12 protein-coding genes are annotated in these 12,296 nt (G+C 43.7%); 6 read left to right on the top strand and 6 right to left on the bottom strand.

Translation table 11 applies throughout. From position 1 onward, the window contains the following. The 3 genes from rplP to rpsQ are packed head-to-tail and all read left to right on the top strand — an operon-like array spanning nucleotide 1 to nucleotide 862. The gene (rplP, locus tag DRW07_RS10290; RefSeq protein ID WP_124027835.1) at nucleotides 1-414 is read left to right on the top strand and encodes a 50S ribosomal protein L16; all 414 of its coding nucleotides are present in this window, start codon (nucleotides 1-3) and stop codon (nucleotides 412-414) included. After that, the gene (gene rpmC, locus DRW07_RS10285) at nucleotides 414-605 is read left to right on the top strand and encodes a 50S ribosomal protein L29 (protein ID WP_124027834.1); all 192 of its coding nucleotides are present in this window, start codon (nucleotides 414-416) and stop codon (nucleotides 603-605) included. Before rplP ends, rpmC begins: the two co-directional genes overlap by 1 nt. After that, complete coding sequence (gene rpsQ / locus DRW07_RS10280) at nucleotides 605-862, top strand: 30S ribosomal protein S17 (RefSeq protein WP_124027833.1); 258 nt, start codon at nucleotides 605-607, stop codon at nucleotides 860-862. Before rpmC ends, rpsQ begins: the two co-directional genes overlap by 1 nt. Before the next feature lie 68 nt (nucleotides 863-930). Here rpsQ and DRW07_RS10275 read toward each other — a convergent pair whose 3' ends face one another. Next, nucleotides 931-1,749 (bottom strand): DUF3667 domain-containing protein, encoded by an 819-nt coding sequence (locus DRW07_RS10275; protein ID WP_124027832.1) that lies wholly within the window; start codon nucleotides 1,747-1,749, stop codon nucleotides 931-933. An 85-nt stretch (nucleotides 1,750-1,834) separates the two neighbouring features. Next, nucleotides 1,835-2,722, bottom strand: coding sequence for a mechanosensitive ion channel family protein (locus tag DRW07_RS10270; protein ID WP_124027831.1), 888 nt, complete (start codon nucleotides 2,720-2,722; stop codon nucleotides 1,835-1,837). 213 nt (nucleotides 2,723-2,935) lie between these two features. Between DRW07_RS10270 and DRW07_RS10265 the strand changes: the two genes are divergently transcribed. Both DRW07_RS10265 and DRW07_RS10260 read left to right on the top strand, forming a co-directional pair. Beyond that, a complete protein-coding gene (locus DRW07_RS10265) occupies nucleotides 2,936-3,313 on the top strand; it encodes a GntR family transcriptional regulator (protein WP_124027830.1) in 378 nt (125 codons plus the stop codon). A 10-nt stretch (nucleotides 3,314-3,323) separates the two neighbouring features. Further along, on the top strand, nucleotides 3,324-4,166 hold the full coding sequence (locus tag DRW07_RS10260; protein WP_124027829.1) for a hypothetical protein: 843 nt from the start codon (nucleotides 3,324-3,326) through the stop codon (nucleotides 4,164-4,166). Nucleotides 4,167-4,226: 60 nt separating this feature from the next. Here DRW07_RS10260 and DRW07_RS10255 read toward each other — a convergent pair whose 3' ends face one another. The 4 genes from DRW07_RS10255 to DRW07_RS10240 all read right to left on the bottom strand — a co-directional run bounded on the left by DRW07_RS10255 (nucleotide 4,227) and on the right by DRW07_RS10240 (nucleotide 8,768). After that, complete coding sequence (locus tag DRW07_RS10255) at nucleotides 4,227-5,951, bottom strand: COG3904 family protein (RefSeq protein WP_165870468.1); 1,725 nt, start codon at nucleotides 5,949-5,951, stop codon at nucleotides 4,227-4,229. A 92-nt stretch (nucleotides 5,952-6,043) separates the two neighbouring features. Beyond that, nucleotides 6,044-6,667: an SOUL family heme-binding protein gene (locus DRW07_RS10250; protein ID WP_124027827.1), complete on the bottom strand. Its 624-nt coding sequence runs from the start codon at nucleotides 6,665-6,667 to the stop codon at nucleotides 6,044-6,046. Between the two features lie 324 nt (nucleotides 6,668-6,991). After that, nucleotides 6,992-7,747 (bottom strand): LytR/AlgR family response regulator transcription factor, encoded by a 756-nt coding sequence (locus DRW07_RS10245; RefSeq protein WP_124027826.1) that lies wholly within the window; start codon nucleotides 7,745-7,747, stop codon nucleotides 6,992-6,994. Further along, nucleotides 7,740-8,768, bottom strand: coding sequence for a sensor histidine kinase (locus tag DRW07_RS10240; RefSeq protein WP_165870467.1), 1,029 nt, complete (start codon nucleotides 8,766-8,768; stop codon nucleotides 7,740-7,742). Before DRW07_RS10240 ends, DRW07_RS10245 begins: the two co-directional genes overlap by 8 nt. A 387-nt stretch (nucleotides 8,769-9,155) precedes the next feature. Between DRW07_RS10240 and DRW07_RS10235 the strand changes: the two genes are divergently transcribed. Continuing rightward, complete coding sequence (locus DRW07_RS10235) at nucleotides 9,156-12,206, top strand: TonB-dependent receptor domain-containing protein (protein ID WP_124027824.1); 3,051 nt, start codon at nucleotides 9,156-9,158, stop codon at nucleotides 12,204-12,206. Nucleotides 12,207-12,296: the final 90 nt, after the last annotated feature.

Raw genomic sequence — 12,296 nt, 5'->3', positions numbered from 1 at the left:
ATGTTACAACCTAAGCGTATGAAATTCCGCAAAATGCACAAAGGCCGCAACCGCGGCATGGCAGTTGCGGGTAGCAAAGTAAGCTTCGGTACTTACGGCCTTAAGGCTACTGGCCGCGGTCGTATGACTGCGCGTCAAATCGAAGCCGCACGTCGTGCCATGACTCGTCACGTAAAGCGTCAAGGTAAAATTTGGATTCGAGTTTTCCCTGACAAGCCAATTACCGAGAAGCCTCTTGAGGTTCGTCAAGGTAAAGGTAAAGGTAACGTTGAATACTGGGTTTGCCAGATTCAGCCAGGCCGCATGCTTTACGAAATGGAAGGTGTTCCAGAAAATTTGGCTCGCGAAGCGTTTGAGTTGGCAGCTGCGAAGTTGCCATTTAAGACAACCTTTGTAACTCGGACGGTGATGTAATGAAAGCAGCTGAACTGAAAGAAAAAAGCGTTGAAGAATTGAACGCAGAGTTGTTAAACCTGCTTCGCGAACAGTTCAACTTGCGCATGCAGCACACAACTGGCCAGCTTGAAAAAACTGACCAGTTGAAAAAAGTGCGTCGCAGCATCGCGCGTGTTAAAACCATACTGACTGAAAAGGCAGCTAGCTAATGACTGAACAACAAATTCGTACAGTACAGGGTCGTGTGGTGAGCAACAAAATGGATAAAACCATCACTGTTGTTATCGAGCGTTTTGTTAAGCACCCCATTTACGGGAAGTTCATCAAACGTTCTACTAAACTACACGCTCACGACGAGAGCAACGTGTGCAACGAAGGTGACGTAGTTACCTTGACTGAGTGCCGCCCAATGTCTAAGTCTAAGACTTGGAAATTGGTTGATGTTGTAGAGAAAGCGGCTGAGTAATTAGCCCTTTTTAACGTCGAAAGAATAAAAAGCCCTGGTTAAAAAACCGGGGCTTTTTTTTACGTATTTTAAATGGCGCTCTTCATAGCAATACTAGTCGCAATTAAAAGAGTCACCATAAATAAGACAAAAGCAAACACAAGTGCCAATATTGACGCAATTACGCTGTGTTGTTGTTTAGTATAAAAGCCTCTTGTTGAGATTAGACAATAAACCAAATAGAACACCAGTGATAAAGGCGCGTGGTAAGTATAGAAGTAGCGCACAGTAATGAAGCCCATCAACCCAGTGGTCATCACAAAATGCCCCATTGTATAAAACGAAAAGATTAAGGTTTCAGCGCCGTTGTATGCAGCACGATGGCGCCGTGAAAAAGCCCATACCATAAAAGCAAAAGGCAGGCACAAAAATACAAAGCCTAAGTAGGTATAGCCTTGATTGATCACACTAATGTATACATCGGCATATATATTTGCTGCATTATCCCCGTATATTTGCTGCAACTGTGCGAGTTGCTCAGTAGAAGACGACAACTTGCTTATCAATTCGCTTTTGAGTTGTTCAGCTGAGAAAAACAGCATTAACAACTGCACAGCTGCGCCAATCAAATAGTAAGTTAATGGGCTAGTGAATTTTATTCTTTCACCTTGAACGTAGCGCCGGGCCACCTGTCCGGGGGCTTTGAATTGGAGCAAAAAAGTGTAGAAAAAGCCTTTGTCCAAACTGAGCCATTGTGAGGGAATATCAACCAGAATGGCTTTTAATGACAAGCGTTCAGCTCGGTTGCGTTGTCCGCAGTCAGGGCAAAACGTTTTTGTGACTACGTCACCGCAATTTTTACAATGTTGGGGAGAGCTTTCTAAGCTAGTCGGCGCAATGCTATTCATATTTGTTGAAAGCGGAGAATCGCTTTCCTCTTCCTTGCCAATATATAGCTAAAGTATCACTAATTGTGGCTATTGCAAAAAATGACTAGTCCCGGTGGCGGCTGATTTCCAGTTTGCCATCCAAATGCAGATCACGCTGCGGAAAAGCAATGACAATGGCATGTTGGGCAAACAATTCATCAATTCTGAAACGGACGTTACTGCGAATAAGCCGAAGATCACGCTCTACCGACGCATTGACCCAAAAATACACTTCGAAAATGAGTGCGTTGTCGCCAAAGTCATCAAAAATAACTATCGGCTCTGGCGAATGTTGTATTTCGCTTTGGTCATCGACAGCCTGTTTGATCAGCGCCGCCACTTTTTTGCAAGGCGAACCATAAGCAACGCCAATCCTCACAGAGGTGCGCGCTTTGCGATCCATGTGGGTCCAATTTACTACAGTATTTTCCAACAACTTACTGTTGGGTACCAAAAGGTGAACACCATCAACACGGCGAATTCGGGTTGAACGGGTGTTAATTGTTTCGACTGTTCCCCGAGCGTCATCGACCTCAAGAAAGTCACCTATCTTGATGGGTTTTTCCCACATCAAAATCCAACCACTAATAAAGTTGTTGATTACATTTTGTGCCCCAAAACCAACACCAATAGCGACCGCTCCAGATAAAAAGGCAAACGCAGTGATCGGAATATTGAGGATTTCCAAAGCAGTGACAAAGAGTATCAACAGCGCAATAACATAAAATACTCTTCGTATGAGCAACACTGAGTCGGGATTGACGCCACTGCCCGCTAAGCGCTCCGCAAGAAAACGCCCAAGTAAACGAATGATATATAGCCCAATTAGCAGAATGACGGGCACGAGAATTAGCTCAAACAGATTAAACTGATAGTCAAACAGCGTGAACAAGTCTTTGCTCATCACTTCCGTTACCTTTGCTAACCAGTCACTTATGCTTTGTTCAGACATGCTATACCCTCGAGTAGATACTACTTAGCACCCAACGCCAGATTAAATTTGAGTATAGAAAAAAACCTACACCCGAAGCCAATTTTTGCTGAATAGGGTGACATAGAGATCGCATGGAAACGAAAAAATTCTTGCACTTAGTTTTTTTTCTACTAACATGTTCCATGTGTGGTGGTGGTACACATGGTTAATTTGGGTTTAAATGGAATAGACATGATTACAATCGATCTCGACTCACCCGAACCCCTGTTTAATCAGTTGATCAATCAAATCAAGCTGGCCATTCAAAAGGGTTTACTCAAGCCAAGCGATCCCTTGCCATCTATTCGCAAGTTGTCGTCAGAGTTGGACTTGAATGCGAAAACAGTGACAAAAGCGTTTCGATTACTGGAACGAGACAAGGTTATAGAAACAAAGGGCTACCGAGGAACGTTTGTGCATCCTGATGCCCTGCAAAATCTGTCTAGTGACATCCACGAGTGGCTGGATGATCAGCTACAAGAAACAATCAACAAGTTGCGAGATGCTGGCGCGACTGACTCAGAAATTAGAATCGCTTTTAAAAAAGCACTTTCTACGCAGACCAATTAAGGAAAAACAAATGGAAAACTGGCTCTCGCAAACCAATTACATCATGATGTTTATACAAATATTTATCACGTTAGTCGTGGTTCCCATTTTTACGTTTAGGCACTTCTCTCATCAAACTCAACAGTGTAGGGCGCATCTGGAAGATGTTGACAGCGTTGAGGTGAAGCAGTTTCAGTCAAAGGCGGCCATGATGTACTGGACGTCTGTTGGTTTCGCATTTGGGTTTACCATGATCATTGTACTTACGGCCTTTGTAAAAAAGACTGAGTTACTAAATTGGGACAATCAAACCGGTTTGATGTTGCTATTCTTGATAGCCATGGTCCCGTTGCTGGTTATTATGGGCCTACACAAAAAGTTGTTGAATTTATACAAAGAAAAGGCGGGAGGAAAGCGCTACGCGGCTTTGGACAATAACAGCTGGAAAACTTATTTATCTCGCCCTCTCCTAGCGTTGGTTGGCGTAGCTAATATCACCTATACAGCCAGTGTAGTGTACTTTTCACAACATCCTTTTGAGGGCTTCGCGGGCTATTATAATTTGCTTGGGCAGCTTATTCTGAACGCGTTTTTTGCTGCGATACTTTATGTGATTTACAGAGATAATAAGTCGGTTAATTTCTCTTTACCCGAGCACAAAGAACGTTTTAAGAAGCGTGCTATGAAAATAAACTTGCTGGTGCTTGCCTTGGCACTTTTTCAGATAACATTAATGATGTGGGTACAGGGTAGCGGCTTAATCGAGTACAAATTGATTATTCAATCTCTCTACTTTCAGCTGGTACTGGTACTAACGGCAATTACATTTAAATTACCGGATGCTATTTTTCAGCAACAGGCAATGGCTGAGTGATGCGCTAAATGTCGCTTTCGATTGTGAAAGCGACGTTTCTTTGGGTAGGTCTTTAACAATCTACTCCAATAATGAAAAGCTTCTCAACAGTTGTCCGCTTGTTTTGATATCAAAAGAAACAAATCCCTCATTAAGCGCTATGGATGCATCACATAAAAGGCTAGGCTTATCAACAAAATCCTTAGCGGATGCCACAACATTTACAAAGTCCGCGTTCCTATCTTTTAATTTTGATAATACTTCCTTTACCAGCCCTTTTTGTGTGGCCTTATCTATGTTTGGGGGTTGTGCATTAATGCTTCGAATTAGTGCTTCTATGGCTGCCAGATCTTTGGCTTCTTGTTCAGCTGAGATAACTCCTTCATTGCCGTAGTGCTTTTCAGAGGGGATGTCCCCCGGAAATGCGAATGAGGCGCAGGCTAGTGGGAAGTCGTTTCGTAACTCCTTCATATGGTCAATTTGTGAGAGCCAGTATTGGACAACCGCTTCATCGCTACCGATTCTCAAATAAATGGGGAGTCGTTCAACGTAGAGAAGATCCTGGAATTCTCTAGAAATTTGGTTTCGACTCTTCCCAGCCAACATGCCATTGATGTTAATCTCGACGGCTCGCTGGTATGCCTCCGTGTCGTATTCTTTCATTGCCTGCATGTAATCTTGCGTCAATAAACCTGACTCTACACCTTCAACAGTAATTGCTGACTCTGGGCCCAATCCACTCAATGGGTATTCATCAGGATTGACTATCTCAGTAACAACCTTGGCTTTTAATAACTCTTCTTGGGTAGGAATCCATAAAGACTCGTTTGGCGTTTGCATTATTTTTTTTATAAACCACTCCGGCATGTTGGTTCTTTCATAAGCACTTTGCAAAGCGGAGCCGAGTTCTTCTACATTGTGAGCTGATAATCCACCAAAGCCTGGTGCATGAAACTTAAGCTTGCCAGTGGTGGCCAATAATCTATTGCTGCCTGCAAGATACAAGAGTGTGCATGCCGACGCACACTCTGCTTTTACATAGGTGTCCAGATTATGTTGTTTAATCGTGTCAGCCATTCTATTTGCCGCCACCAACCGGCCGCCTTCGCTGTGCAGATGAATTCTCGTTATCTTTGGGTTTATTGTCAGTTGCTCATTTAGGCGTTTGTCTGACCCCAACTCTATGCGCCCGATAAGTTCTAAATCCTTTCCTTCATTAATAACTCTGAATTCTGTTGCTGGGTATTTATTATTGTTAATAAGAAGTTGTATGCCGCCTTTTATAATGGGAACACCAGTTCTATACATTTCAAAAGTAAAACTTACTAGGCCGATACCTAGCATAAAAATAGCCACTGTTGCCCATCCTGAGTCCCCTGTCCTCAGAGGATGCTTTCTTGCAGTTCTAAATAGTCCAACAGACTGCCATACGACTGTTGTTATAATAAAGACATATAAAACAATGATGTAAGCACCTAGCTGCCAAGTATCGGTTGACGCCTCTATACCCCGCTCGACCAAATAAGATATTGCATAGATGAGCATAACTGTAGCCAACCCGACTCCCCAATAGCTCATGGGAAGTGAAACTTGCCCTTTCCAGTACCTGATAAACCAATTAGGGTGAAGTTGTTCTTTAATGGGAATAAATTCATCCTCCTGAGCGGAGAAATCAGATTCCCTTGATGCGATTTCCTGGATTATGATTTCTACACGCTCAGGATATGCGTCTTTATTGATATGAGAGAGCGCATCTTCAAGTTCGCGCAGCGAATATGTGGTGAAATCAGGTTGTTTATCTGTCAAATCCATTTGCTGTAATGTCCCATACTAAGTACATACAATCTAACCTAAATAGTTAAATTGATCTTTCGCACATATTAACGAAACAATTGACTTTATTGAACAGCAATGAGCACTTCGTTGTGACGCAAAAAAGGCAGGGTCAGCGGGCCGTTATAGCCTGCCTTAACAGGCTTGCCTACCGCATTTAAATTATTGTTTTGTATCCAATCACGTAATATCTCTGTGTGTTTTTCTACGTTGCTATCACCTAGTGTGCCGCTGAATTTGATGGCTGCTACTTTATAGTCCTTTAGCTCATTAATGCTAAGCGTGGGATCATTCGGTTTAGGCGTCGTTTGCAAGGTGAAGTGCGCCGGCATGACAAAAGACATAGAAGCTTGCGTGCCATTTTCAGCAATAAACACAGGTGCTGTCATTGAAATTTTAGTGCCCTCTGATTGTTCATCCTCTATGAACACGGGAGCCGTCATGGCAATCTCTGTGGAACCCTGATTGTTGCCAGCGATGTAATTAAACAGTTTGCGAAAAGCACTTCTCTCGCTGTCATCGGTCATTTCGGCAGTAACTAAAATCATAGATTTGTAATTGCGAACTTCAATATCTCTATTTTCATCAGATAAGAGCAGTTCATAAGGTGCAGATTCCACTCCATTGTCTCCAAAAACAGAGCATCCGCTAACCAGCAACGTCAAAAACAGTAAAAGCAGGTTTTTCATTTAATTCGCCTAATTATTCCACTGGAAATCTATTACGTTGATCTTAAGGTTTTGTATTACTCACCGTTTAATACGGCAAATTACACATTCGTCACACCTTGCGAGACATTGGTCACTTTCGACTCACATCGTATACGAGAATCCGTAGAATCATTGTTGTCGGAGCGAGGGCCCGACTCATTAACTTTCTACTGTTACAGGTAGTCCTTTATTTAGAGGCCAATGCGTTTGCAATTGGCCTTCTTTTTTTGTTGCAAGTCATTTTTCTGCATGAGTATGACTGGTATTGGCGGGGAGCGTAGCGATTTGGGCAATAAAAAAGCGCTAATTCATTAGTTCTGCCAGCTTGTGTTTATTTCGTCTAGAAAGTGTCAGTGATTCACCTGTCTTAAGCAGCACGGCGTAGTCGCCTTTTTCATTTGGATGCAACTCGCTAACACTGCTCCTACGGACAATACTTGAACGGTGGATCCTTACAAAAATATTAGGGTCTAACTGACTTTCCAAGGTAGACAATGTTTCTCTGTGCAGGACCATATTGCCGTCAAATGTGTGAATTTCGGCATAGTTTCCTGCGCCCAGGATAAAATTTATTTGGTCGACATCGATGAGTCGAATTCGACCTGGGTCGCGTATCACCAAACGCGATTTATAGTGCCTGTCCTGCTCGTCCATCATATGACGAATTAGCTGTCCAACTTGTTTATAGTCGGCCACTTCGCGTTCTTTTATTTTATTCCTGGCTTTGTCGAGTGCCTGATAGAAGCGTTTGTTATTAAAGGGTTTAAGCAGGTAATCGATGGCGTTTAACTCAAAGGCGGTAATGGCATACTGATCATAGGCGGTCACAAAAATAACCACACACTCTTTTTGCAGTTGTTCGGCAAGCTCGATACCTGTGATACCAGGCATCTGAATATCCAAAAACACAATGTCAGGAGCATGCGTTTGATATTGTTGCAGAGCATCATTTCCATCTTTAGCCTCAATAATCTCTGCTACATCAGTTTGTTCCTGTAGCAGTAGCTTTATTGCTTCGCGCGCCAAAGGCTCATCGTCAGTAATCATCACTTTATGCATAAAAGTCTTTTCCTAGCGGAATAGAAACAAACGTTTCAAAATAGCCATTTTCTATAGGGGTAAGGGTAAGGGTGAAGTCATCGTGATAAAGGTGACGCAGTCGCTCGCGGCAATTTTTAACTCCAATACCAAACCCCTGATGGGTATCTTGCTGCGGTACTTTATTGGTTAGCTTCACTAATAGCCGGCCGTTTTCACAGCGTACTTGGAGGCTTAGCAGGTTACTGTCAGTTTCTAGTTGGGAGCCATGTTGTACGGCGTTTTCTACCAAGGGTTGTAACAACATAAACGGAATGTCTTCGTGCAAACATTCAAAGTCAACTTCAACAGCCGTATTAAGCTTATCCTCAAATCGCATTTTTTGTATGGTCAGAAAACTTTGAATAAACTCAATTTCCTGCTCAAGTGGAATGAGTTGATTACTTTGATTCTCCAATACTTTTCTCAGCATCAGGCTCAGTTCATTGAGTGCATCAACCGCTTGATCCTTTCTATCCAAACGCACCAAACTTGCGACGGTATTGAGCGTGTTGAATAGAAAATGTGGGTTGAGTTGCGATTTTAGCGACTGTAACTGGATATCCACTAATTGCTTGGATAACTCAGCATTACGGTTTTTTTCTAACTGTGCCTGACGGCTGCTTTTAAGCCCGTATCCTGCCAGTAAAATTGCAAGATAGACAACAAAATCGATATGCCAGAGTGAGTTGGTAAGGGCATTTTCTATTTGTATTTTCAAACTGCTTTGAGAGAGTTCTTTGTTCCAAAGTATCAGGTTCATCGCAATGCCGCTAAACAAATACATGACCAATACAGACAGAAGTGCCATTACATGCTGCCATGCAAACATAAACATTGACGTTTTATGTCGATCAATGAGTTGAGCGTAGGCGATAACCAAGGGCGTGAGCAAAGCCCATGGCATCCACCATGGAAAGTAGTATAGCCATACTTCCAGCCAAGATGTGGCATTCGCTGCTCGACCAGAACGATAGGTTAGTTCTGCAGCGAACGTATTCATTAGCAACCAAAAAATCATGCTGCTCAACCATACCTTCCAGCCAGGAAGAGCATTTAAAAAACGGGCCACTGCGTTAACCACCACATCAAATTATTTAACAATCTACATGCATTATTGATTAGTGTATTTGTGCAATGCAAATTTCACCTTGCTTTACGGTGTGCATTTGGGGGTAAAAAGTCTGGTTTGGCGGTCACTCCGTTTGCTTTTTCGAGGAGTCCCACCCCATTTAATTGCCTTTGCATACCATTGGTACCAGTAATCCTGTCGTTCGTGTAATCCCACTATTTGTCGACCTTGCAGTTCACTAATTTGTCCGATGAAAACCTGAGAAATGACTATGTCAATCATCCAGGGACAACACAAGGAAACACACGAGGACTCAATATGACAAGACGTTATAACAAGCTAGCACTGTCTATTCGCGTTGCATGTATTGCAGCAATATCAGCAGGAACACCTGTGTATGCACAAGACCAGGCCCAAGATCAGCAGTTAGCAGCAGAACAAAGCGTAGAAAAAATAATGGTGACGGGCTCGCGTATTCGCAATGCCGATTTCGCCGCCAATAGCCCACTAGTAACTGTAGACGCAGAACAGCTAAACAGCCGCGCAGATATTACATTAGACACTTATCTAAATACCTTGCCCCAAGTCAATCCTGCGGGCACCACCACCTCAAACAACCCTGGTAATGGCGCGCAATCCAACATTGACTTACGAGGGCTGGGGGCAAACAGAAACTTAGTACTTGTAGATGGTCGCCGGGTAATGGTGTCCGCGTCTAATATGACGGTTGATTTAAATACCATACCCGCTGCACTTATCGATAGCGTAGAAGTTATAACGGGTGGTGCAGGCGCTGCGTATGGCGCTGATGCTGTTGCCGGTGCAGTAAACATCAAGCTTAAAAATGATTTTGAAGGTTTTGACTTCACTTACAACCGCTCAGAAAGTGAAGAGTTTGGTGACTCCAAGGAGTACAGCTATTCAGGTTTGCTGGGGGGTAACTTTGACGACGACAAAGGCAATGCCGTATTGTCGTTTGATTATACAGTGCGTGATGGACTAATCAAAGGACAGCGCCCTTTTGCCGCCGTTGCCACCGCTACTACGACCTTTTTCCCTGAAGGTCGTTTTGTTGGCTCAGGCTCTAACCCTATCACCCAAAGTGCGGTAGATGATCTATTTGCCACATACGGTGTTGCACCTGGCTCGGTACCGGCTAATTTTGGTTTGCTAGCGTTTAACGATGATGGGTCACTTTTTTCAGCGGGTATTTTCAATACCGACTTTAATGTTGAGAACTGGCGCTATCCTGTGGATTTGGCAGTTAACACCAACCTTTTTCCAGACCGCTACAGTTACAACTTCGATGCGGTGAATATTTTGGTATTGCCACTAGAGAGGCGTTCATTTTCAACCAAAATGAATTACTTTATTACTGATCAGTTGGAGATCTTTGGGTCAGCGGGCTGGACCAACTATGAGTCATCAACCGCACTAGCGCCTACACCATTCCCTCTTGGAAGGTTCGACGGGCCTGGCGCCAATAACCCCAACAATGCGGTGTCTCAATTTGTTGAAGCAGGCAGCTCTATAAGCAATGCGCTTGTGGTTCCAGTGAGTAACCCGTTTTTGCCCGATGATTTTAGAATGCTGTTGAATTCCCGTACCGGTGATGATCCTAGATTAGTAGGCAGTGGTGCAGATGAAGCGTTTCTTGTGCGTCAGCGGTCATTGTGGAACGGACTGAGACAGTCCTTTAGAGACAATACCATTTTGCAATACATGATTGGCGCCCGCGGCACAATTCAGGATCGTTGGGATTGGGAAGTGTATGCCATGCAAGGCGAAACTACCATTCGACAAACACAAACCGGCAATCTACAGAATCAAAGGTTAGTGAATTTGGTAGAAGCCCCTGATGGTGGTGTGAGTATTTGTGAAGGTGGCTATAACCCCTTCGGGCGTAACCCTGTTTCTCAGGAGTGCGCAGATTACATCAATATTTCGGCGACCACCTCTACTGTATTAGATCAGCAAATCGTACAAGGCTATATTACAGGGGACGTATTTGAGCTACCTGCTGGCGCAGTAAGTGTGGTGGTCGGTGCTGAAAACCGTAAATTTGAATATGCGTTCGACCCCGGTGCAACGTCAGGCTCTATTTCTGGGTTCAACACCTCGGTACCTGCTGGTGGTACAAACGAATTTACGGATCTCTTCTTTGAGGCATTCATTCCTTTGGTTGACGGTGAAGAGTTTGCCGAATCGCTCGACCTCACGCTAGGGTTCCGTACTTCAGAATCGCAGTTTACTGACATCGCCACACAATCAATTAGCGATAAAGACAGAAATAGCGCTTACAAAGCAGAATTGAGTTGGCATATCAATGATGATTTACCGCGTATTCGAGCTTCATTCCAACGCTCAGTCAGGGCGCCTAATTTTGGCGAGCTGTTTGACGGTGGCTCATCAGCACCTCAATATTTTGATCCTTGTTCCAGAACTACTAACTTCAGAACATCAGGAGGTGAATCGGCAGCTGGTATCTGTGCTGACAATGGCGTAGCCGACCCCAGTATTTATGTGCAAACACCGGGTGGGCAAGTCACGATTTTCACGTCGGGCAATTCAGAGCTTAAGGCAGAAGAGGCGGATACCTTAACCTTAGGCGCTGTCTATACCATGGACAATGGTGTTGAAATGTCTTTGGATTACTACAGCATTGACATAGACGGTGCCATACAAACGCCTAACGTTAATTTGATCATAGCCGATTGCTTTAACTATTACGGTCGCAACCCTGACCTAGATATCAATTTTGAGAACTGTCAGGGTTTGGCTCGGGGAGGAGATATATTCTTTATCTCGGCTCCCACAGCCAGTGGCTCTTTCCCAACCATTAATGGTGGCACGCTTTCTACCTCAGGTTTTGATTTCCAGTCTAACTATGCCTTTGACACAGAATGGCTGGGTGGTGCGTCGTTTAACGTGAACTTGTTTGTAAACTATTTACTGGAGTTTGAGAATCAGCAAGCACCTTTCTTACCGGCACTAGATTATGCGGGTACCGTGTCTTATTTTGGCGCTGGGTTGGGCACGACTTTTCCAGAGTTGAAGGCTAATTTAAATCTTTCAATGGACTTGGAAGATGTGTCTGTAAATTTACAAGGTAGGTATGTTGCAGGTATGGACCACCGTCTGGAAAAAGAATTTCCGGGCGAGCAATTCCCCGGTACAGGTTCAGTCATGTATTGGGATGCGAGCGCCACTTACTTTGTTAATGAAAGCATATCGCTGCGACTAGGGGTGAATAACTTGTTTAATAAGTTACCGCCGCTTTATTCGCCCAACGTGCAATCAGGTACAGATCCGTCTCAGTATGATGTGGTGGGACGTCGACTTACCTTTACTGCCAGAATGACGTTTTAAACGACACCATTAACATGCTAAGGGGCTGAAAATAGCCCCTTATTTTTCTGTAGAATATTAGATTAGCTGTATACTTAACGTAGATGCTCT

Origin of the sequence: Paralteromonas sediminis (assembly GCF_003820355.1) — a bacterium.
Lineage (GTDB): Bacteria > Pseudomonadota > Gammaproteobacteria > Enterobacterales > Alteromonadaceae > Alteromonas_F > Alteromonas_F sediminis.
Note: the sequence above shows the minus strand (reverse complement) of the source record. Positions and strands in the feature narration are given on the sequence as shown.

What these genes read in the sequence shown, in the direction of transcription:
- DRW07_RS10270 (WP_124027831.1), bottom strand. Translation starts at nt 2,722, where the DNA reads ATGTCTGAACAAAGCATAAGTGACTGGTTAGCAAAGGTAACGGAAGTG.
- DRW07_RS10235 (WP_124027824.1), top strand. Translation starts at nt 9,156, where the DNA reads ATGACAAGACGTTATAACAAGCTAGCACTGTCTATTCGCGTTGCATGT.
- DRW07_RS10265 (WP_124027830.1), top strand. Translation starts at nt 2,936, where the DNA reads ATGATTACAATCGATCTCGACTCACCCGAACCCCTGTTTAATCAGTTG.
- DRW07_RS10250 (WP_124027827.1), bottom strand. Translation starts at nt 6,667, where the DNA reads ATGAAAAACCTGCTTTTACTGTTTTTGACGTTGCTGGTTAGCGGATGC.
- DRW07_RS10260 (WP_124027829.1), top strand. Translation starts at nt 3,324, where the DNA reads ATGGAAAACTGGCTCTCGCAAACCAATTACATCATGATGTTTATACAA.
- DRW07_RS10240 (WP_165870467.1), bottom strand. Translation starts at nt 8,768, where the DNA reads ATGAATACGTTCGCTGCAGAACTAACCTATCGTTCTGGTCGAGCAGCG.
- rplP (WP_124027835.1), top strand. Translation starts at nt 1, where the DNA reads ATGTTACAACCTAAGCGTATGAAATTCCGCAAAATGCACAAAGGCCGC.
- DRW07_RS10245 (WP_124027826.1), bottom strand. Translation starts at nt 7,747, where the DNA reads ATGCATAAAGTGATGATTACTGACGATGAGCCTTTGGCGCGCGAAGCA.
- rpsQ (WP_124027833.1), top strand. Translation starts at nt 605, where the DNA reads ATGACTGAACAACAAATTCGTACAGTACAGGGTCGTGTGGTGAGCAAC.
- DRW07_RS10275 (WP_124027832.1), bottom strand. Translation starts at nt 1,749, where the DNA reads ATGAATAGCATTGCGCCGACTAGCTTAGAAAGCTCTCCCCAACATTGT.
- rpmC (WP_124027834.1), top strand. Translation starts at nt 414, where the DNA reads ATGAAAGCAGCTGAACTGAAAGAAAAAAGCGTTGAAGAATTGAACGCA.